Source organism: Burkholderia sp. Bp9140, from assembly GCF_003853425.1.
Classification (GTDB): Bacteria; Pseudomonadota; Gammaproteobacteria; order Burkholderiales; family Burkholderiaceae; genus Burkholderia.
Genome location: NZ_QTPQ01000057.1, coordinates 1 through 20,443 on the forward strand (window position 1 = coordinate 1; position 20,443 = coordinate 20,443).

The following is a 20,443-nucleotide window of genomic DNA, read 5'->3' on the forward strand; positions in this document are numbered from 1 at the left end:
GGTAAATTTGAGCGGACCAAGCCGCACGTCAACGTTGGTACGATTGGTCACGTTGACCACGGCAAGACGACGCTGACGGCAGCGATCACGACGGTGCTGACGAAGAAGTTCGGCGGCGAAGCGAAGGCCTACGACCAGATCGACGCGGCACCGGAAGAAAAGGCGCGCGGCATCACGATCAATACGGCACACGTCGAGTACGAAACGGCAAACCGCCACTACGCACACGTCGACTGCCCGGGCCACGCTGACTATGTGAAGAACATGATCACGGGCGCAGCGCAGATGGACGGCGCGATCCTGGTTTGCTCGGCAGCAGACGGCCCGATGCCGCAAACGCGTGAGCACATCCTGCTGGCGCGTCAGGTTGGCGTTCCGTACATCATCGTGTTCCTGAACAAGTGCGACATGGTGGACGACGCCGAACTGCTCGAGCTGGTCGAGATGGAAGTTCGCGAACTGCTGTCGAAGTACGACTTCCCGGGCGACGACACGCCGATCGTGAAGGGTTCGGCGAAGCTGGCGCTGGAAGGCGACACGGGCGAGCTGGGCGAAGTGGCGATCATGAGCCTGGCAGATGCGCTGGACACGTACATCCCGACGCCGGAGCGTGCAGTTGACGGCGCGTTCCTGATGCCGGTGGAAGACGTGTTCTCGATCTCGGGCCGTGGTACGGTGGTGACGGGTCGTGTCGAGCGCGGCATCGTGAAGGTCGGCGAGGAAATCGAAATCGTCGGTATCAAGCCGACGGTGAAGACGACCTGCACGGGCGTTGAAATGTTCCGCAAGCTGCTGGACCAAGGTCAGGCAGGCGACAACGTCGGTATCCTGCTGCGCGGCACGAAGCGTGAAGACGTGGAGCGTGGCCAGGTTCTGGCGAAGCCGGGTTCGATCACGCCGCACACGCACTTCACGGCTGAAGTGTACGTGCTGAGCAAGGACGAAGGCGGCCGTCACACGCCGTTCTTCAACAACTACCGTCCGCAGTTCTACTTCCGTACGACGGACGTGACGGGCTCGATCGAGCTGCCGAAGGACAAGGAAATGGTGATGCCGGGCGACAACGTGTCGATCACGGTGAAGCTGATCGCTCCGATCGCGATGGAAGAAGGTCTGCGCTTCGCAATCCGCGAAGGCGGCCGTACCGTCGGCGCCGGCGTCGTCGCCAAGATCATCGAGTAAGCCAGTTATTCGTTGATCGACAGTTTTGGGGCTGGCAGCAGCCGGCCCCAGCATGGTTTAGGGGTATAGCTCAACTGGCAGAGCGTCGGTCTCCAAAACCGAAGGTTGGGGGTTCGATTCCCTCTGCCCCTGCCAAAAATCGCCACGTGTCCCACGTGGCATTTGTTTTAAGGTGTTATGGCGAATCCATCCGTCGAAACTGTAAATACCTCCGGCGATAAGCTGATGCTGGCCCTGGGCGTATTGCTGGTCTTGGCCGGATTCGTGGGCTTCTTCTGGCTGGCCAACCAGCAGTGGTATGTCCGCGGTGCCGCATTGGCGGTAGGTATCATCGCCGGCGTGGCCGTCGGTCTGATGTCCGCACCTGGCAAGAGCCTCATCGCGTTTGCCAAGGATTCGTACAAGGAAGTCCGCAAGGTCGTTTGGCCCACCCGCAAGGAAGCAACGCAAACCACACTCGTCGTGTTTGGTTTCGTGCTCGTGATGGCGATTTTCCTCTGGTTGAGTGACAAATCGATCGAATGGGTGATTTTCTCGGCGATTCTGGGTTGGAAATGATATGAGCGATACTCCGGCATCCCCGAGCGGAAAGCGTTGGTACGTCGTGCACGCCTACTCCGGCATGGAGAAGAGCGTGCAACGTGCGCTTCAGGAGCGCATCGAACGTGCTGGCATGCAGGACAAATTCGGTCAGATCCTGGTTCCGACCGAAGAAGTGGTCGAAGTCAAGGGTGGCCACAAGGCTGTAACCGAGCGTCGTTTCTTCCCCGGCTACGTGCTGGTGGAAATGGAAATGACGGACGAAACGTGGCACCTCGTGAAGAACACGGCGAAGGTCACGGGTTTCGTCGGCGGTGCGCGTAACCGCCCGACCCCGATTTCCCCGAAGGAAGTCGAAAAGATCATGTCGCAGATGCAGGAAGGCGTCGAGAAGCCGCGCCCGAAGACCCTGTTCGAAGTTGGCGAGATGGTGCGTGTCAAGGAAGGCCCGTTCACGGACTTCAACGGCACGGTCGAAGAAGTCAACTACGAAAAATCGCGCGTGCGTGTGTCGGTCACCATCTTTGGCCGCTCCACCCCGGTCGAACTCGAGTTCGGCCAGGTCGAAAAAGTTTGATCCCGATTTGGTGGGCAGCCTCGGCTGCCCACCTTCGCGCTTACGGTCCGCGTCATGGCCGTTGAGGAGCGTCAGTAGCCAGCGGCGAACGCGCGTTATCACTCACCGAACGCCGCCTGGCGTTCCAACGAGGTTTACAAATGGCAAAGAAGATTGTCGGCTTTATCAAGCTGCAGATTCCTGCAGGTAAAGCCAACCCGTCGCCGCCGGTCGGTCCGGCACTGGGCCAGCGCGGCCTGAACATCATGGAGTTCTGCAAGGCGTTCAACGCGCAGACTCAAGGCATGGAGCCGGGTCTGCCGGTGCCGGTGGTCATCACGGCATACGCTGACAAGAGCTTCACGTTCGTGATGAAGACGCCGCCGGCGACCGTCCTGATCAAGAAGGCGGCGAAGGTGGACAAGGGCTCGAGCAAGCCGCACACCGACAAGGTCGGTTCGATCACGCGCGCTCAAGCCGAAGAAATCGCGAAGACCAAGATGCCGGACCTTACGGCAGCTGATCTGGACGCAGCCGTTCGCACCATCGCTGGTAGCGCACGCTCGATGGGCATCACTGTGGAGGGCGTGTAAATGGCTAAGATCTCCAAGCGCCGTCAGGCATTTGCCGCCAAGGTCGACCGTCAGAAGCTGTACGCGATCGAAGACGCACTGGCACTCGTGAAGGAATGCGCGAGCGCGAAGTTCAACGAATCGATCGACGTCGCAGTCCAGCTCGGCATCGATGCGAAGAAGTCGGACCAGGTCGTTCGTGGTTCGGTCGTGCTGCCGGCAGGTACGGGCAAGTCGGTTCGCGTTGCCGTGTTCGCGCAAGGCGACAAGGCCGAGCAGGCTCGCGCAGCAGGTGCGGAAATCGTCGGTATGGAAGACCTGGCTGAGCAGATCAAGGCTGGCCAGATGGACTTCGACATCGTGATCGCTTCGCCGGACACGATGCGTATCGTCGGTACGCTCGGTCAGATCCTCGGCCCGCGCGGCCTGATGCCGAACCCGAAGGTCGGCACGGTCACGCCGGACGTCGCGACTGCAGTCAAGAACGCGAAGGCTGGTCAGGTGCAATTCCGTGTCGACAAGGCCGGTATCATCCACGCGACCATCGGCCGTGCATCGTTCGAATCGACCGCACTGCGTTCGAACCTGTCGGCGCTGATCGAAGCGCTGCAGAAGGCCAAGCCGGCAACGAGCAAGGGCGTCTACCTGCGCAAGATCGCACTGTCGAGCACGATGGGCGTCGGCGTGCGTGTCGACCAGGCTACGCTGGCAGCACAGTAAGCAAGTATCCGGGCCGCTTCGTTCGCGAAGCGGCCTACATGGGCTTTGGGCGGTTGTTCGTGCAGTAGCGCGGGCAACCGGTTATCAAAGACCGTTGGTGGGACGCAGCAGGCAGGCGATCCCTTAATTCAAGCCAACGCAGATGGCGAACCCGAAAAAGTTTTGCAGTGGTGAAGCCGCAGGTCGTGAAGCGATTCACGGCGTGAGGTGGAAATACTCCTAACGAGGTCGGACGCCGTTGTTGAACGAGGTACGTGAGGTTTCGTGCCGAACGTATCGTTTCTGGAGGCTAACCGTGCCGCTTAATAGAGAAGACAAGCAAGCCGTCGTCGCTGAGGTTGCCGCGCAAGTCGCGAAGGCCCAGACCGTTGTGCTGGCTGAGTATCGTGGAATTGCGGTTGGCGATCTGACCAAGCTGCGCGCGAAAGCGCGTGAGCAACAGGTTTACCTGCGCGTGTTGAAGAACACGCTGGCGCGTCGCGCTGTTGAAGGTACGCCTTTTGCTCCGCTGGCAGAGCAGATGACTGGTCCGCTGATCTACGGCATCTCGGAAGATGCAATTGCCGCTGCTAAGGTCGTCAACGACTTCAGCAAGAGCAATGACAAGTTGGTCATCAAGGCTGGTTCGTTCGATGGCAAGGTGATGGACAAGGCTGGCGTGCAAGCGCTGGCAAGCATCCCGAGCCGCGAAGAACTGCTCTCGAAGCTGCTGTTCGTTATGCAATCGCCTGTTTCGGGCTTCGCGCGTGCTCTGGCCGCGCTCGCCGAGAAGAAGCAAGCGGAAGCTGCGTAAGCGAACGTGCATCAGCGTTACTGATCGCTGGCTGTATCCGAATTCAATTTAGGAGTATTTCAAATGGCAATCGCAAAAGAAGACATCCTGGCAGCAGTCGAAGGGATGACCGTTCTGGAACTGAACGAACTGGTCAAGGCGTTCGAAGAGAAGTTTGGCGTGTCGGCAGCTGCAGTGGCAGTCGCTGGCCCGGCAGGCGGCGGCGCTGCTGCTGCTGCAGAAGAGAAGACCGAATTCACGGTCGTTCTGACTGAAGCAGGCAGCAACAAGGTTGCAGTCATCAAGGCAGTTCGCGAACTGACGGGCCTGGGCCTGAAGGAAGCGAAGGACGTCGTTGACGGCGCACCGAAGGCTGTCAAGGAAGGCGTCGACAAGGCTGCTGCTGAAGAAGCCAAGAAGAAGCTGGAAGACGCGGGCGCGAAGGTCGAAGTCAAGTAAGTTTCGACGCGCTGTGCGAAGGCTGGCGGTATTTTCACCGCCGGCCTTTTTGTGCTTTGTGGGGACGTTATTCTGGCACTCATTCGAGAGCCCGAATAATCGGCCCCAGAAGCCAAAGAAAACCGCCAAATCGTTGTCAATGGTCACGACTGGCGTTTCTCTTTGTCTTCTGAAGCGACTGCAGAAGGCAAGTTTGGTCGGGTAGCGGGCAACACAGGCATCCGCTGCCGTCAGCCAGCGGTTGGTAGCGGCCAACCACCAAGCTTCTCGGCTCGTTCAAGCCGTTGGACGGCCATCGGGTCTCAGTCGGTGAACACTCGGGTTTGAAACGTCCAGGTATTCCGCCTCGATAGCACCCGCCGTGATTCGGAGATCGTATGCAATATTCCTTCACCGAGAAGAAGCGCATTCGCAAGAGTTTCGCGAAGCGCCCCATCGTTCACCAGGTTCCGTTCTTGCTGGCTACCCAGCTTGAATCATTCAGCACGTTTCTGCAAGCCGATGTGCTGGGCACGCAACGCAAGCCTGAAGGTTTGCAGGCCGCATTCACATCGGTATTTCCCATTGTTTCGCACAACGGCTTCGCGCGCCTCGAGTTCGTGAGCTATGCGCTGTCCTCGCCGGCATTCAACATCAAGGAATGCCAGCAGCGGGGCCTGACGTACTGCTCCGCGCTGCGCGCGAAGGTCCGCCTCGTCATCCTCGACAAGGAATCGCCGAACAAGCCGGTCGTCAAGGAAGTGAAGGAGCAGGAAGTGTACATGGGCGAAATTCCGCTCATGACGCCGACAGGCTCGTTCGTCATCAACGGCACCGAGCGTGTCATCGTCTCGCAGCTGCACCGTTCGCCGGGCGTGTTCTTCGAACACGACAAGGGCAAGACGCACAGCTCGGGCAAGCTGCTGTTCTCGGCACGGATCATTCCGTACCGCGGCTCGTGGCTCGACTTCGAATTCGATCCGAAGGACATCCTGTACTTCCGCGTCGACCGTCGCCGCAAGATGCCGGTCACGATCCTGCTGAAGGCCATCGGCCTCACGCCGGAACAGATCCTCGCGAACTTCTTCGTGTTCGACAACTTCACGCTGATGGACGAAGGCGCGCAACTCGAGTTCGTGCCCGAGCGCCTGCGTGGTGAAGTCGCGCGTTTCGACATCACGGATCGCGACGGCAAGGTCATCGTCCAGAAGGACAAGCGGATCAACGCGAAGCACATTCGCGACCTCGAAGCCGCGAAGACCAAGTTCATCTCGGTGCCGGAAGACTATCTGCTCGGCCGCGTGCTGGCGAAGAACGTCGTCGACGGCGACACCGGCGAAGTGATCGCGAGCGCGAACGACGAAGTCACGGAAAGCGTGCTCGAGAAGCTGCGCGAAGCGGGCATCAAGGATATCCAGACGCTCTACACGAACGATCTGGACCAGGGTCCGTACATCTCGTCGACGCTGCGTGTCGACGAAACGACCGACAAGACGGCCGCGCGCATCGCGATCTACCGCATGATGCGTCCGGGCGAACCGCCGACCGAAGAAGCGGTCGAGGCGCTGTTCAACCGTCTGTTCTACAGCGAAGAAGCGTACGACCTGTCGAAGGTCGGCCGCATGAAGTTCAACCGCCGCGTCAGCCGTGACGAGATCACCGGCCCGATGACGCTGCAGGACGACGACATCCTCGCGACGATCAAGATCCTCGTCGAGCTGCGCAACGGCAAGGGCGAAGTGGACGACATCGACCACCTCGGCAACCGTCGTGTGCGTTGCGTCGGCGAACTGGCGGAAAACCAGTTCCGCGCGGGTCTGGTGCGTGTCGAGCGCGCGGTCAAGGAACGCCTCGGCCAGGCCGAAAGCGAAAACCTGATGCCGCACGACCTGATCAACTCGAAGCCGATTTCGTCGGCGATCCGCGAGTTCTTCGGTTCGTCGCAGCTGTCGCAGTTCATGGACCAGACCAACCCGCTGTCGGAAATCACGCACAAGCGCCGTGTTTCCGCACTGGGCCCGGGCGGTCTGACGCGCGAACGCGCAGGCTTCGAAGTGCGTGACGTGCACCCGACCCACTATGGCCGCGTGTGCCCGATCGAAACGCCGGAAGGTCCGAACATCGGCCTGATCAACTCGCTCGCACTGTATGCGCACCTGAACGAGTACGGCTTCCTCGAGACGCCGTACCGCAAGGTCGTGGACAGCAAGGTGACCGACCAGATCGATTACCTGTCGGCGATCGAGGAAGGCCGCTACATGATCGCGCAGGCGAACGCCGCGATCGACGAGAACGGCACGCTGATCGACGAACTTGTGTCGTCGCGTGAAGCCGGCGAAACGATGATGGTCACGCCGGACCGTATCCAGTACATGGACGTCGCACCGTCGCAGATCGTGTCGGTTGCAGCTTCGCTGATTCCGTTCCTCGAGCACGACGACGCGAACCGTGCACTGATGGGTTCGAACATGCAGCGTCAGGCCGTGCCGTGTCTGCGTCCGGAGAAGCCGGTCGTCGGTACGGGCATCGAGCGTACCTGCGCGGTCGACTCGGGCACGACGGTTCAGGCGTTCCGTGGCGGCGTCGTCGACTATGTCGACGCAGGCCGTATCGTGATTCGCGTGAACGACGATGAAGCGGTCGCAGGTGAAGTCGGTGTCGACATCTACAACCTGATCAAGTACACGCGTTCGAACCAGAACACGAACATCAACCAGCGTCCGATCGTGAAGATGGGCGACAAGGTCTCGCGCGGCGACGTGCTGGCCGACGGCGCCTCGACGGACCTGGGCGAGCTCGCGCTCGGCCAGAACATGCTGATCGCGTTCATGCCGTGGAACGGCTACAACTTCGAGGACTCGATCCTGATCTCGGAGAAGGTGGTTGCCGACGATCGCTACACGTCGATCCACATCGAAGAGCTGAACGTCGTTGCACGCGACACGAAGCTCGGGCCGGAAGAAATCACGCGCGACATCTCGAACCTGGCGGAAGTCCAGCTCGGCCGTCTCGACGAATCGGGCATCGTGTACATCGGTGCGGAAGTCGAAGCGGGCGACGTGATGGTCGGCAAGGTCACGCCGAAGGGCGAGACCCAGCTGACGCCGGAAGAGAAGCTGCTGCGCGCGATCTTCGGCGAGAAGGCTTCGGACGTGAAGGACACGTCGCTGCGCGTGCCGTCGGGCATGAGCGGCACCGTGATCGACGTCCAGGTGTTCACGCGTGAAGGCATCCAGCGCGACAAGCGTGCGCAACAGATCATCGACGACGAACTGAAGCGCTATCGTCTCGACCTGAACGACCAGCTGCGCATCGTGGAAGGCGACGCGTTCCAGCGTCTCGCGCGCATGCTCGTGGGCAAGGTCGCGAACGGCGGTCCGAAGAAGCTCGCGAAGGGCACGAAGATCGACCAGGCGTACCTGGAAGATCTCGATCACTACCACTGGTTCGACATCCGCCTCGCGGACGACGAAGCAGCGGCGCAGCTCGAAGCGATCAAGAACTCGATCGAAGAAAAGCGTCACCAGTTCGACCTCGCGTTCGAAGAGAAGCGCAAGAAGCTCACGCAAGGCGACGAACTGCCGCCGGGCGTGCTGAAGATGGTCAAGGTGTACCTCGCGGTGAAGCGCCGTCTGCAGCCCGGCGACAAGATGGCAGGCCGTCACGGCAACAAGGGTGTCGTGTCGAAGATCGTCCCGATCGAAGACATGCCGTACATGGCCGACGGCCGTCCGGCAGACGTCGTGCTGAACCCGCTCGGCGTGCCGTCGCGGATGAACGTGGGTCAGGTTCTGGAAGTGCACCTCGGTTGGGCCGCGAAGGGCCTCGGCTGGCGTATCGGCGAAATGCTGCAGCGTCAGGCGAAGATCGAGGAAATGCGCGTGTTCCTGACGAAGATCTACAACGACTCGGGCCGCCAGGAAGATCTGGAAAGCTTCACCGACGACGAGATCCTCGAACTCGCGAAGAACCTGCGCGAAGGCGTGCCGTTTGCAACGCCGGTGTTCGACGGTGCGACCGAGGAAGAAATGGGCAAGATGCTCGACCTCGCGTTCCCGGACGACATCGCGGAACAACTCGGCATGAATCCGTCGAAGAACCAGGTCCGCCTGTACGACGGCCGCACGGGTGAAATGTTCGAACGTCGCGTGACGCTCGGCTACATGCACTACCTGAAGCTGCACCACCTGGTCGATGACAAGATGCACGCGCGTTCGACGGGCCCGTACTCGCTCGTCACGCAGCAGCCGTTGGGTGGTAAGGCGCAGTTCGGTGGCCAGCGTTTCGGTGAAATGGAAGTGTGGGCACTCGAAGCGTACGGCGCGTCCTACGTGCTGCAGGAAATGCTGACGGTGAAGTCGGACGACGTGAACGGCCGGACGAAGGTTTACGAGAACCTCGTCAAGGGCGATCACGTGATCGATGCAGGCATGCCGGAATCCTTCAACGTGCTCGTGAAGGAAATCCGCTCGCTCGGTATCGACATCGATCTCGACCGCAATTAATCGGACTACGGAGAGAAAGCAATGAAAGCTCTGCTCGATCTATTCAAGCAAGTCCAACAGGAAGAAGTTTTCGACGCGATCAAGATCGGTCTGGCCTCGCCGGACAAGATCCGTTCGTGGTCGTTCGGCGAAGTGAAGAAGCCGGAGACCATCAACTACCGTACGTTCAAGCCGGAACGCGATGGTCTCTTCTGCGCGAAGATCTTCGGGCCGATCAAGGACTACGAGTGCCTGTGCGGCAAGTACAAGCGTCTGAAGCACCGCGGCGTGATCTGCGAGAAGTGCGGCGTCGAAGTGACGCTGGCGAAGGTGCGCCGCGAGCGCATGGGCCACATCGAGCTGGCCTCGCCGGTCGCGCACATCTGGTTCCTGAAGTCGCTGCCGTCGCGTCTGGGCATGGTGCTCGACATGACGCTGCGCGACATCGAACGCGTGCTGTACTTCGAAGCGTACGTGGTGATCGAACCGGGCATGACGCCGCTGAAGGCGCGGCAGATCATGACCGAAGAGGATTACTACAACAAGGTCGAGGAATACGGCGACGAATTCCGTGCCGAGATGGGCGCGGAAGGCGTGCGTGAACTGCTGCGCGCGATCAACATCGACGAGCAGGTCGAGACGCTGCGCACCGAGCTGAAGAACACCGGCTCGGAAGCGAAGATCAAGAAGTACGCGAAGCGCCTGAAGGTCCTCGAGGCATTCCAGCGCTCGGGCATCAAGCCCGAGTGGATGATCCTCGAAGTGCTGCCGGTGCTGCCGCCGGAACTGCGTCCGCTCGTGCCGCTGGACGGCGGCCGTTTCGCGACGTCGGACCTGAACGACCTGTATCGCCGCGTGATCAACCGTAACAACCGGTTGAAGCGCCTGCTCGAGCTGAAGGCCCCTGAAATCATCGTCCGCAACGAAAAGCGGATGCTGCAGGAAGCCGTCGACTCGCTGCTCGACAACGGTCGTCGCGGCAAGGCGATGACGGGCGCGAACAAGCGTCCGCTGAAGTCGCTCGCCGACATGATCAAGGGCAAGGGCGGTCGTTTCCGTCAGAACCTGCTGGGCAAGCGCGTCGACTACTCGGGCCGTTCGGTCATCGTGGTCGGCCCGACGCTGAAGCTGCACCAGTGCGGTCTGCCGAAGCTGATGGCGCTCGAGCTGTTCAAGCCGTTCATCTTCAACAAGCTGGAAGTGATGGGCGTCGCCACGACCATCAAGGCTGCGAAGAAGGAAGTCGAGAACCAGACGCCGGTGGTGTGGGACATCCTCGAAGAGGTGATCCGCGAGCACCCGGTGATGCTGAACCGTGCGCCGACGCTGCACCGTCTCGGTATCCAGGCGTTCGAGCCGGTGCTGATCGAAGGCAAGGCGATCCAGCTGCACCCGCTCGTCTGCGCGGCGTTCAACGCCGACTTCGACGGTGACCAGATGGCCGTTCACGTGCCGCTGTCGCTCGAAGCGCAGATGGAAGCGCGCACGCTGATGCTGGCGTCGAACAACGTGCTGTTCCCGGCCAACGGCGATCCGTCGATCGTGCCGTCGCAGGATATCGTGCTGGGTCTGTACTACGCGACCCGCGAAGCGATCAACGGCAAGGGCGAAGGCCTGTCGTTCACTGGCGTGTCGGAAGTGATCCGCGCGTACGAGAACAAGGAAGTCGAGCTGGCATCGCGCGTCAACGTGCGGATCACCGAAATGGTCCACAACGAGGACACGTCGGAAGGCGCGCCGCAATTCGTGCCGAAGATCTCGCTGTACGCGACGACCGTCGGCCGCGCGATCCTGTCGGAGATCCTGCCGCACGGCCTGCCGTTCTCGGTGCTGAACAAGCCGCTGAAGAAGAAGGAAATCTCGCGCCTGATCAACACCGCATTCCGCAAGTGCGGTCTGCGTGCGACGGTCGTGTTTGCCGACCAGCTGATGCAGTCGGGTTTCCGTCTCGCGACGCGTGCCGGTATCTCGATCTGCGTGGACGACATGCTCGTGCCGCCGCAGAAGGAAACGATCGTCGGCGACGCCGCGAAGAAGGTGAAGGAGTACGACCGCCAGTACATGTCGGGTCTCGTCACCGCGCAGGAACGCTACAACAACGTGGTCGACATCTGGTCGGCAACGTCGGAAGCGGTCGGCAAGGCGATGATGGAGCAGCTGTCGACGGAGCCGGTGACGGACCGCGACGGCAACGAGACGCGCCAGGAGTCGTTCAACTCGATCTACATGATGGCCGACTCGGGCGCCCGGGGTTCGGCGGTGCAGATTCGTCAGCTGGCCGGTATGCGAGGCCTGATGGCGAAGCCGGACGGCTCGATTATCGAGACGCCGATTACCGCGAACTTCCGCGAAGGCCTGAACGTGTTGCAGTACTTCATCTCGACCCACGGTGCACGTAAGGGTCTGGCTGATACGGCACTGAAGACCGCGAACTCGGGTTACCTGACGCGTCGTCTCGTCGATGTCACGCAGGATCTGGTGGTGGTCGAGGACGATTGCGGCACGTCGAACGGCGTGGCGATGAAGGCGCTGGTCGAAGGCGGTGAAGTCGTCGAAGCGCTGCGCGACCGTATCCTCGGCCGCGTCGCGGTTGCGGACGTCGTGAACCCGGAAACGCAGGAAACGCTGTACGAATCGGGTACGCTGCTCGACGAAACGGCGGTCGAGGAAATCGAACGCCTCGGCATCGACGAAGTGCGCGTGCGCACGCCGCTGACCTGCGAAACGCGTTACGGTCTGTGCGCGGCCTGCTACGGCCGTGACCTCGGCCGCGGCTCGCTCGTGAACGTCGGCGAAGCGGTCGGCGTGATCGCGGCTCAGTCGATCGGCGAACCGGGCACGCAGCTGACGATGCGTACGTTCCACATCGGTGGTGCGGCATCGCGTGCGGCAGTGGCGTCGTCGGTCGAAGCGAAGAGCAACGGTATCGTGCGCTTCACGGCGACCATGCGTTACGTCACCAACGCGAAGGGCGAGCAGATCGTCATTTCGCGTTCGGGCGAGGCGCTGATCACCGACGATATCGGCCGCGAGCGCGAACGTCACAAGATCCCGTACGGCGCGACGCTGCTGCAGCTCGACGGCGCGGCGATCAAGGCCGGCACGCAGCTGGCGACGTGGGATCCGATGACGCGTCCGATCATCACCGAGTACGGTGGTACGGTGAAGTTCGAGAACGTCGAGGAAGGCGTGACCGTCGCGAAGCAGATCGACGACGTGACCGGCCTGTCGACGCTGGTCGTGATCGACGTGAAGCGTCGTGGTTCGCAAGCTTCGAAGAGCGTGCGTCCGCAGGTGAAACTGCTCGACGCGAACGGCGACGAAGTGAAGATCCCGGGCACGGAACACGCAGTGCAGATCGGCTTCCAGGTCGGCGCACTGATCACCGTGAAGGACGGCCAGCAAGTGCAGGTGGGTGAAGTGCTCGCACGTATCCCGACCGAAGCGCAGAAGACGCGTGACATTACCGGCGGTCTGCCGCGGGTGGCGGAACTGTTCGAAGCGCGTTCGCCGAAGGATGCCGGCATTCTCGCGGAAGTCACCGGTACGACGTCGTTCGGCAAGGACACGAAGGGCAAGCAGCGTCTCGTCATCACGGACCTCGAAGGCAATCAGCACGAGTTCCTGATCGCGAAGGAAAAGCAGGTGCTGGTCCACGATGCTCAGGTCGTCAACAAGGGCGAAATGATCGTGGACGGCCCGGCCGATCCGCACGACATCCTGCGTCTGCAGGGTATCGAGGCGCTGTCGCGCTACATCGTCGACGAAGTGCAGGACGTGTATCGTCTGCAGGGCGTGAAGATCAACGACAAGCACATCGAGGTGATCGTTCGCCAGATGCTGCGTCGTGTGCAGATCACCGATAACGGCGATACGCGCTTCATCCCGGGAGAACAGGTCGAGCGTTCCGACATGCTGGACGAGAACGATCGCATGATCGCCGAGGACAAGCGCCCAGCTTCGTACGACAACGTGCTCCTCGGTATCACGAAGGCGTCGCTGTCGACCGACTCGTTCATCTCGGCGGCATCGTTCCAGGAAACGACCCGCGTGCTGACCGAAGCGGCGATCATGGGCAAGCGCGACGATCTGCGCGGCCTGAAGGAAAACGTGATCGTCGGCCGTCTGATCCCGGCCGGTACGGGTCTCGCGTTCCACAAGGCGCGCAAGGCGAAGGAGATGTCCGACCGCGAGCGTTTCGACCAGATCGCAGCGGAAGAGGCATTCGACTTCGGTACGCCGAGCACGCCGGCGGAAGAGCCGCAACACCCGGCAGCCGAGTAAGCACGGGCGGCGCGAGCCGCCTCGCGGTGCTGTATTCGCTGTCATCGAAACCGCCCGGTCCGCCGGGCGGTTTTTTTTATCCGCCGTGCACGTGCATGACGGGCTTGCCGCGCGACTGCGCAGGCCCGTCATGCGCGCGCACGAACCCTGTCCGATTGGCCAACGATGCACGATTCGCCGCGCGTTGCGCGAGCGGGTTGTTAAAATTGCGGTCATCGTTCCGCCGTCCACTTTCTCGTTCATGTCCCGCGCCCTCGAAATCCTCGACGAAGTCTTTGGTTATTCCGCATTTCGCGGCCAGCAGGGCGAGATCGTCGAACACGTCGCCGGCGGCGGCGATTGCCTCGTGCTGATGCCGACGGGCGGCGGCAAGTCGCTGTGCTACCAGATTCCGGCGCTGCTGCGCCGCGAGGCCGGGCAGGGGGCGGGCATCGTCGTGTCGCCGCTGATCGCGCTGATGCAGGACCAGGTCGCCGCGCTCAGCGAAGTCGGCGTGCGCGCGGCCTACCTGAACTCGACGCTGTCGGGCGCCGAAGCCGCGGCGACCGAGCGCGCGCTGCGCGAAGGCGAGATCGACCTGCTGTACGTCGCGCCCGAGCGACTGATGACCGCGCGCTTCCTCGACCTGCTCGAGCGCGCGAAGATCGGCCTGTTCGCGATCGACGAGGCGCACTGCGTGTCGCAGTGGGGACATGACTTCCGTCCCGAATACATTCAGCTGTCGGTGCTGCACGAGCGCTTCCCGTCGGTGCCGCGCATCGCGTTGACGGCGACCGCCGACGCGATCACGCGCGACGAGATCATCCATCGGCTCGCGCTCGACGACGCGCGCGTGTTCGTGTCGAGCTTCGATCGGCCGAACATCCGCTACCGGATCGTCGAGAAGGACAACGCGCGTTCGCAGCTGCTCGACTTCATCCGCGCCGAGCACACGAACGCGGACGGCACGACCGACGCCGGCGTCGTCTACTGCCTGTCGCGCCGCAAGGTCGAGGAAACGGCCGAGTGGCTGAAGGCGCAGGGCGTGCGCGCGCTGCCGTATCACGCGGGGATGGAGTTCGAGGTGCGGCAGAGGCACCAGGAAATGTTCCAGCGCGAGGAAGGCATCGTCATGTGTGCGACGATCGCGTTCGGCATGGGCATCGACAAGCCGGACGTGCGCTTCGTCGCGCACCTCGACTTGCCGAAGAGCGTCGAAGGCTACTACCAGGAAACGGGCCGTGCGGGCCGCGACGGGATGCCGGCGAACGCGTGGATGGCGTATGGGCTCGGCGATGTCGTCCAGCAGCGCAAGATGATCGACGAGTCCGATGCGGACGACGCGCACAAGCGCGTGCAGACGTCGAAGCTCGACGCGCTGCTCGGGCTGTGCGAGACGATCTCGTGCCGGCGCGTGCGGCTCTTGAACTACTTCGGCGAGGCGAGTCAGCCGTGCGGCAACTGCGACACATGCCTCGAGCCGCCCGATTCGTGGGACGCGACGCGCGAGGCGCAGATGGCGCTGTCGTGCGTGTTCCGCGCGCAGCGCGCGAGCGGCTTCAACTTCGGCTCGAGCCATTTGATCGAGATCCTGCGCGGCGGCCGCACCGAGAAGGTGCTGCAGCGCGGCCATGACCAGCTCAGCACGTTCGGGATCGGCGCGTCGCTGTCCGAACCCGAGTGGCGCGCGATTTTCCGGCAGCTCGTCGCGTACGGCTACCTGGCGGTCGATCACGGCGGTTTCGGCGCGCTCATGCTGACCGAGGCAGCGAAGCCGGTCCTGAAGAACGAGGAGAAGGTCACGCTGCGCCGCTACGTGAAGCCGCAGCGCACGCGCCAGTCGTCGAGCCGCAGCGGCACCCGCGTCGACCCGACGGCCGGCATGGGCACGCGCGAGCGCGCCCGCTGGGACGCGCTGCGCGCATGGCGCGCGGAAACCGCGAAGTCCGACGGCGTGCCGGCCTACGTGATCTTCCACGACGCGACGCTCGCCGAGATCGCGCGCAATGCGCCGGAGACGATCGACGACCTGCGCCACATCCCCGGCATGGGCGTGCGCAAGCTCGAGCGCTTCGGCGACGAGATCATCGACGTCGTCGAATCGGCCTGACGCAGGTGTTCGGGCCCTTCCGGTAAACCGATCGCGCGGCCGGCAAATCACGCAAGCCGTTGACTTAGTTGGCATTTCCGGAATATGATGTTGGGTTCCGGTATTCGGTGGGCCGAGTCGCGTTCGAAGGTTCGTGTCCGTATCGCCGGTTCGGAAGTCAACTGTGCGCCGATTCTCGCTTTGCCCGAAATCGATGTGCAGATTTTGTTCAATTTCAGGAATAAACAATGCCAACCATCAACCAACTGGTTCGCAAAGGCCGTCAGTCGGAAACGACGAAGAGCAAGAGCCCGGCCCTGCAGGACTGCCCCCAGCGTCGCGGCGTGTGCACCCGTGTGTACACGACGACGCCGAAGAAGCCGAACTCGGCACTCCGTAAGGTCGCCAAGGTTCGTCTGACGAACGGCTTCGAAGTGATTTCGTACATCGGTGGTGAAGGCCACAACCTGCAGGAACACTCGGTTGTGCTGATCCGCGGCGGCCGTGTGAAGGACTTGCCGGGTGTGCGTTACCACATGGTTCGCGGCTCGCTGGATACCCAGGGCGTCAAGGACCGTAAGCAAGCGCGCTCGAAGTACGGCGCGAAGCGTGCAAAGGCTGCCAAGTAAGCAGTTTTTGATCAGGGATCGCCGCAGGGCGGTCAAGGCGGGAGTGCCGGATTGCCGGTGCTGTCGAGTAAGTGGTCACCCGGCCAAGCTGGTTAGTCGTGAAGATGTGATCGGGTTTGTTGGTGGCCGCGGGGCTGGAACCAGCTCCAACTGAACAGGTAAAGGAAGAATCATGCCGCGTCGTCGCGAAGTCCCCAAGCGGGAAGTGTTGCCGGATCCGAAGTTCGGCAACGTTGATGTAGCCAAGTTCATGAACATGCTGATGCTGTCCGGCAAGAAGTCGGTCGCAGAGCGCATCGTTTATGGCGCATTCGAACAAATCCAGACCAAGGGTGGCAAGGACCCGCTGGAAGTGTTCACGGTTGCGCTCAACAACGTGAAGCCGGTGGTCGAAGTGAAGAGCCGCCGCGTTGGTGGTGCCAACTATCAGGTTCCGGTCGAAGTGCGCCCGTCGCGTCGTATGGCATTGGCGATGCGCTGGCTGCGTGAGGCTGCGAAGAAGCGCAGCGAGAAGTCGATGGCTCTGCGCCTGGCAGGTGAACTCTCCGAAGCGGCCGAAGGCCGTGGCGGCGCGATGAAGAAGCGCGACGAAGTTCACCGCATGGCAGAAGCCAACCGCGCGTTCTCGCATTTCCGTTTCTAAGCGCCTGGCTGGGCTGTTAGCGGAAATAAATTCCGGGCGGGTGCGCTTTTCAGGCGCCTCGCCCGTTTGTGTTGAAGCGTGATGCAGCAGGGCTGCATCACGTCATCCCAGTAGAGGATCAAAGTGGCTCGCAAGACTCCTATCGAGCGCTACCGCAATATCGGTATTAGCGCTCACATCGACGCCGGCAAAACGACGACGACCGAGCGCATTCTGTTTTACACCGGTGTGAACCACAAGATCGGTGAAGTTCACGACGGCGCAGCCACGATGGACTGGATGGAGCAGGAACAGGAGCGTGGCATCACGATCACGTCCGCTGCTACCACGGCCTTCTGGAAGGGCATGGGCGGCAACTATCCGGAACACCGCATCAACATCATCGACACCCCGGGCCACGTCGACTTCACGATCGAAGTGGAGCGTTCGATGCGCGTGCTCGACGGCGCGTGCATGGTGTACTGCGCAGTGGGCGGCGTGCAGCCGCAGTCGGAAACGGTGTGGCGCCAGGCTAACAAGTACAAGGTGCCCCGTCTCGCGTTCGTCAACAAGATGGACCGTACCGGCGCGAACTTCTTCAAGGTCTACGACCAGCTCCGTCTGCGCCTGAAGGCAAACCCGGTTCCGGTCGTGGTGCCGATCGGCGCGGAAGAAGGCTTCAAGGGCGTCGTCGACCTGATCAAGATGAAGGCGATCATTTGGGACGAGGCGTCGCAAGGTACCAAGTTCGACTACGTCGACATCCCGGCTGAACTCGTCGACACATGCGACGAATGGCGCGAAAAGATGGTCGAAGCGGCTGCCGAGTCGAACGAAGACCTGATGAACAAGTATCTGGAAGCGGGCGAGTTGACCGAAGCCGAGATCGTGAAGGGTCTGCGTGACCGTACGATCGCGTGCGAAATCCAGCCGATGCTGTGCGGTACCGCGTTCAAGAACAAGGGCGTGCAGCGTATGCTCGACGCCGTGATCGATTTCCTGCCGTCGCCGGTCGACATTCCGCCGGTTACGGGCGAACTCGAAAATGGCGAGAAGACGGAGCGCCGTGCTGCCGACGACGAGAAGTTCTCGGCACTCGCGTTCAAGATCATGACCGACCCGTTCGTCGGCCAGCTGATCTTCTTCCGCGTCTACTCGGGCGTTGTCAATTCGGGCGACACGCTGCTCAATGCGACCAAGGACAAGAAGGAACGTCTCGGCCGTATTCTGCAGATGCACGCGAACCAGCGCGAAGAAATCAAGGAAGTTCGCGCGGGCGACATCGCTGCTGCGGTCGGCCTGAAGGAAGCGACCACGGGCGACACGCTGTGCGATCCGGCTCATCCGATCGTGCTCGAGCGCATGATTTTCCCGGAGCCGGTGATTTCGCAGGCAGTCGAGCCGAAGACGAAGGCTGACCAGGAAAAGATGGGCCTGGCGCTCAACCGTCTCGCTCAGGAAGATCCGTCGTTCCGCGTGCAGACCGACGAAGAATCGGGTCAAACGATCATTTCGGGCATGGGCGAACTCCACCTCGAAATTCTCGTCGACCGGATGAAGCGTGAATTCGGCGTGGAAGCGACCGTCGGCAAGCCGCAGGTGGCGTACCGCGAAACCATTCGCAAGTCGGCCGCGGACGTCGAAGGCAAGTTTGTCAAGCAGTCGGGCGGCCGTGGTCAGTATGGTCATGCGGTCATTACGCTCGAGCGCAGCGAACTGGGCAAGGGCTACGAGTTCATCGACGCGATCAAGGGCGGCGTGATCCCGCGCGAATACATTCCGTCGGTTGACAAGGGTATCCAGGAAACGCTGAAGAGCGGCGTGCTGGCAGGCTTCCCGGTCGTCGACGTGAAGGTCACGCTGACGTTCGGTTCGTACCACGACGTCGACTCGAACGAAAATGCGTTCCGCATGGCTGGTTCGATGGCGTTCAAGGAAGCGATGCGCCGCGCTGATCCGGTTCTGCTTGAACCGATGATGGCCGTGGAAGTGGAAACGCCGGAAGACTTCATGGGTAACGTGATGGGCGACCTGTCGGGTCGTCGCGGCATTATCCAGGGCATGGACGACATGGTGGGCGGCGGCAAGATCGTGCGCGCTGAAGTGCCGCTGTCGGAAATGTTCGGCTACTCCACGTCGCTGCGTTCGCTGACGCAGGGTCGCGCAACGTACACGATGGAGTTCAAGCACTACGCTGAAGCTCCGAAGAACGTTGCAGAAGCGATCATCAGCGCGAAGTCGAAGTAATTCGCTATCACAATCGATTATTTTTGAAAGAAGAGAATCATGGCAAAAGGTAAATTTGAGCGGACCAAGCCGCACGTCAACGTTGGTACGATTGGTCACGTTGACCACGGCAAGACGACGCTGACGGCAGCGATCACGACGGTGCTGACGAAGAAGTTCGGCGGCGAAGCGAAGGCCTACGACCAGATCGACGCGGCACCGGAAGAAAAGGCGCGCGGCATCACGATCAATACGGCACACGTCGAGTACGAAACGGCAAACCGCCACTACGCACACGTCGACTGCCCGGGCCACGCTGACTATGTGAAGAACATGATCACGGGCGCAGCGCAGATGGACGGCGCGATCCTGGTTTGCTCGGCAGCAGACGGCCCGATGCCGCAAACGCGTGAGCACATCCTGCTGGCGCGTCAGGTTGGCGTTCCGTACATCATCGTGTTCCTGAACAAGTGCGACATGGTGGACGACGCCGAACTGCTCGAGCTGGTCGAGATGGAAGTTCGCGAACTGCTGTCGAAGTACGACTTCCCGGGCGACGACACGCCGATCGTGAAGGGTTCGGCGAAGCTGGCGCTGGAAGGCGACACGGGCGAGCTGGGCGAAGTGGCGATCATGAGCCTGGCAGATGCGCTGGACACGTACATCCCGACGCCGGAGCGTGCAGTTGACGGCGCGTTCCTGATGCCGGTGGAAGACGTGTTCTCGATCTCGGGCCGTGGTACGGTGGTGACGGGTCGTGTCGAGCGCGGCATCGTGAAGGTCGGCGAGGAAATCGAAATCGTCGGTATCAAGCCGACGGTGAAGACGACCTGCACGGGCGTTGAAATGTTCCGCAAGCTGCTGGACCAAGGTCAGGCAGGCGACAACGTCGGTATCCTGCTGCGCGGCACGAAGCGTGAAGACGTGGAGCGTGGCCAGGTTCTGGCGAAGCCGGGTTCGATCACGCCGCACACGCACTTCACGGCTGAAGTGTACGTGCTGAGCAAGGACGAAGGCGGCCGTCACACGCCGTTCTTCAACAACTACCGTCCGCAGTTCTACTTCCGTACGACGGACGTGACGGGCTCGATCGAGCTGCCGAAGGACAAGGAAATGGTGATGCCGGGCGACAACGTGTCGATCACGGTGAAGCTGATCGCTCCGATCGCGATGGAAGAAGGTCTGCGCTTCGCAATCCGCGAAGGCGGCCGTACCGTCGGCGCCGGCGTCGTCGCCAAGATCATCGAGTAATATCGACGATCCGCGGATCCCTCTGGGGTCCGCGATTCCACGGTAGGCAGTTGTGCCGTCGAAACCGGGTGTCCAGTTTGATCTGGCGCCCGGTTTTGT

14 protein-coding genes and 1 tRNA gene are annotated in these 20,443 nt (G+C 61.6%); all 15 read left to right on the forward strand.

The features are described 5' to 3' along the window. A partial coding sequence (gene tuf / locus DIE21_RS33460; RefSeq protein ID WP_027805213.1) for an elongation factor Tu occupies positions 1 to 1,182 on the forward strand: 1,182 nt, incomplete at its 5' end. Positions 1,183 to 1,241: 59 nt separating this feature from the next. Then, a tRNA-Trp gene (locus DIE21_RS33465) sits at positions 1,242 to 1,317 on the forward strand. 42 nt (positions 1,318 to 1,359) lie between these two features. After that, positions 1,360 to 1,740, forward strand: a complete 381-nt coding sequence (gene secE / locus DIE21_RS33470) for a preprotein translocase subunit SecE (protein ID WP_006482892.1) — start codon at positions 1,360 to 1,362, stop codon at positions 1,738 to 1,740. A gap of 1 nt (position 1,741) precedes the next feature. Then, positions 1,742 to 2,299, forward strand: coding sequence for a transcription termination/antitermination protein NusG (gene nusG, locus DIE21_RS33475; protein ID WP_006400672.1), 558 nt, complete (start codon positions 1,742 to 1,744; stop codon positions 2,297 to 2,299). 140 nt (positions 2,300 to 2,439) lie between these two features. Further along, positions 2,440 to 2,871 (forward strand): 50S ribosomal protein L11, encoded by a 432-nt coding sequence (gene rplK / locus DIE21_RS33480; protein ID WP_006400671.1) that lies wholly within the window; start codon positions 2,440 to 2,442, stop codon positions 2,869 to 2,871. Further along, a complete protein-coding gene (gene rplA / locus DIE21_RS33485; protein ID WP_059535563.1) occupies positions 2,872 to 3,570 on the forward strand; it encodes a 50S ribosomal protein L1 in 699 nt (232 codons plus the stop codon). Between the two features lie 295 nt (positions 3,571 to 3,865). After that, positions 3,866 to 4,363 carry a 50S ribosomal protein L10 gene (rplJ, locus tag DIE21_RS33490; RefSeq protein WP_038715103.1) on the forward strand — a complete coding sequence of 166 codons (498 nt, stop codon included), beginning with the start codon at positions 3,866 to 3,868 and terminating at the stop codon, positions 4,361 to 4,363. A gap of 63 nt (positions 4,364 to 4,426) precedes the next feature. Beyond that, complete coding sequence (rplL, locus tag DIE21_RS33495; protein ID WP_014898360.1) at positions 4,427 to 4,801, forward strand: 50S ribosomal protein L7/L12; 375 nt, start codon at positions 4,427 to 4,429, stop codon at positions 4,799 to 4,801. Positions 4,802 to 5,178: 377 nt separating this feature from the next. Next, on the forward strand, positions 5,179 to 9,285 hold the full coding sequence (rpoB, locus tag DIE21_RS33500) for a DNA-directed RNA polymerase subunit beta (RefSeq protein ID WP_124501690.1): 4,107 nt from the start codon (positions 5,179 to 5,181) through the stop codon (positions 9,283 to 9,285). Positions 9,286 to 9,306: 21 nt separating this feature from the next. Continuing rightward, positions 9,307 to 13,548: a DNA-directed RNA polymerase subunit beta' gene (gene rpoC, locus DIE21_RS33505; protein WP_124501691.1), complete on the forward strand. Its 4,242-nt coding sequence runs from the start codon at positions 9,307 to 9,309 to the stop codon at positions 13,546 to 13,548. A gap of 241 nt (positions 13,549 to 13,789) precedes the next feature. Beyond that, positions 13,790 to 15,637: a DNA helicase RecQ gene (gene recQ / locus DIE21_RS33510; protein ID WP_124501692.1), complete on the forward strand. Its 1,848-nt coding sequence runs from the start codon at positions 13,790 to 13,792 to the stop codon at positions 15,635 to 15,637. 227 nt (positions 15,638 to 15,864) lie between these two features. Continuing rightward, the gene (gene rpsL / locus DIE21_RS33520) at positions 15,865 to 16,245 is read left to right on the forward strand and encodes a 30S ribosomal protein S12 (RefSeq protein ID WP_006400662.1); all 381 of its coding nucleotides are present in this window, start codon (positions 15,865 to 15,867) and stop codon (positions 16,243 to 16,245) included. Between the two features lie 172 nt (positions 16,246 to 16,417). Further along, complete coding sequence (gene rpsG, locus DIE21_RS33525; protein WP_006477195.1) at positions 16,418 to 16,888, forward strand: 30S ribosomal protein S7; 471 nt, start codon at positions 16,418 to 16,420, stop codon at positions 16,886 to 16,888. Positions 16,889 to 17,011: 123 nt separating this feature from the next. Then, positions 17,012 to 19,114, forward strand: coding sequence for an elongation factor G (gene fusA / locus DIE21_RS33530; RefSeq protein ID WP_124501694.1), 2,103 nt, complete (start codon positions 17,012 to 17,014; stop codon positions 19,112 to 19,114). A gap of 39 nt (positions 19,115 to 19,153) precedes the next feature. Continuing rightward, the gene (gene tuf / locus DIE21_RS33535; protein WP_011350666.1) at positions 19,154 to 20,344 is read left to right on the forward strand and encodes an elongation factor Tu; all 1,191 of its coding nucleotides are present in this window, start codon (positions 19,154 to 19,156) and stop codon (positions 20,342 to 20,344) included. Positions 20,345 to 20,443 lie beyond the last annotated feature (99 nt).

Excerpts from the sequence above, each read along its gene's own strand:
- rpoC (WP_124501691.1), top strand. The coding sequence starts at position 9,307 with ATGAAAGCTCTGCTCGATCTATTCAAGCAAGTCCAACAGGAAGAAGTT.
- rplK (WP_006400671.1), top strand. The coding sequence starts at position 2,440 with ATGGCAAAGAAGATTGTCGGCTTTATCAAGCTGCAGATTCCTGCAGGT.
- tuf (WP_011350666.1), top strand. The coding sequence starts at position 19,154 with ATGGCAAAAGGTAAATTTGAGCGGACCAAGCCGCACGTCAACGTTGGT.
- rpsL (WP_006400662.1), top strand. The coding sequence starts at position 15,865 with ATGCCAACCATCAACCAACTGGTTCGCAAAGGCCGTCAGTCGGAAACG.
- rplL (WP_014898360.1), top strand. The coding sequence starts at position 4,427 with ATGGCAATCGCAAAAGAAGACATCCTGGCAGCAGTCGAAGGGATGACC.
- rpoB (WP_124501690.1), top strand. The coding sequence starts at position 5,179 with ATGCAATATTCCTTCACCGAGAAGAAGCGCATTCGCAAGAGTTTCGCG.
- secE (WP_006482892.1), top strand. The coding sequence starts at position 1,360 with ATGGCGAATCCATCCGTCGAAACTGTAAATACCTCCGGCGATAAGCTG.
- nusG (WP_006400672.1), top strand. The coding sequence starts at position 1,742 with ATGAGCGATACTCCGGCATCCCCGAGCGGAAAGCGTTGGTACGTCGTG.
- rpsG (WP_006477195.1), top strand. The coding sequence starts at position 16,418 with ATGCCGCGTCGTCGCGAAGTCCCCAAGCGGGAAGTGTTGCCGGATCCG.
- rplA (WP_059535563.1), top strand. The coding sequence starts at position 2,872 with ATGGCTAAGATCTCCAAGCGCCGTCAGGCATTTGCCGCCAAGGTCGAC.
- recQ (WP_124501692.1), top strand. The coding sequence starts at position 13,790 with ATGTCCCGCGCCCTCGAAATCCTCGACGAAGTCTTTGGTTATTCCGCA.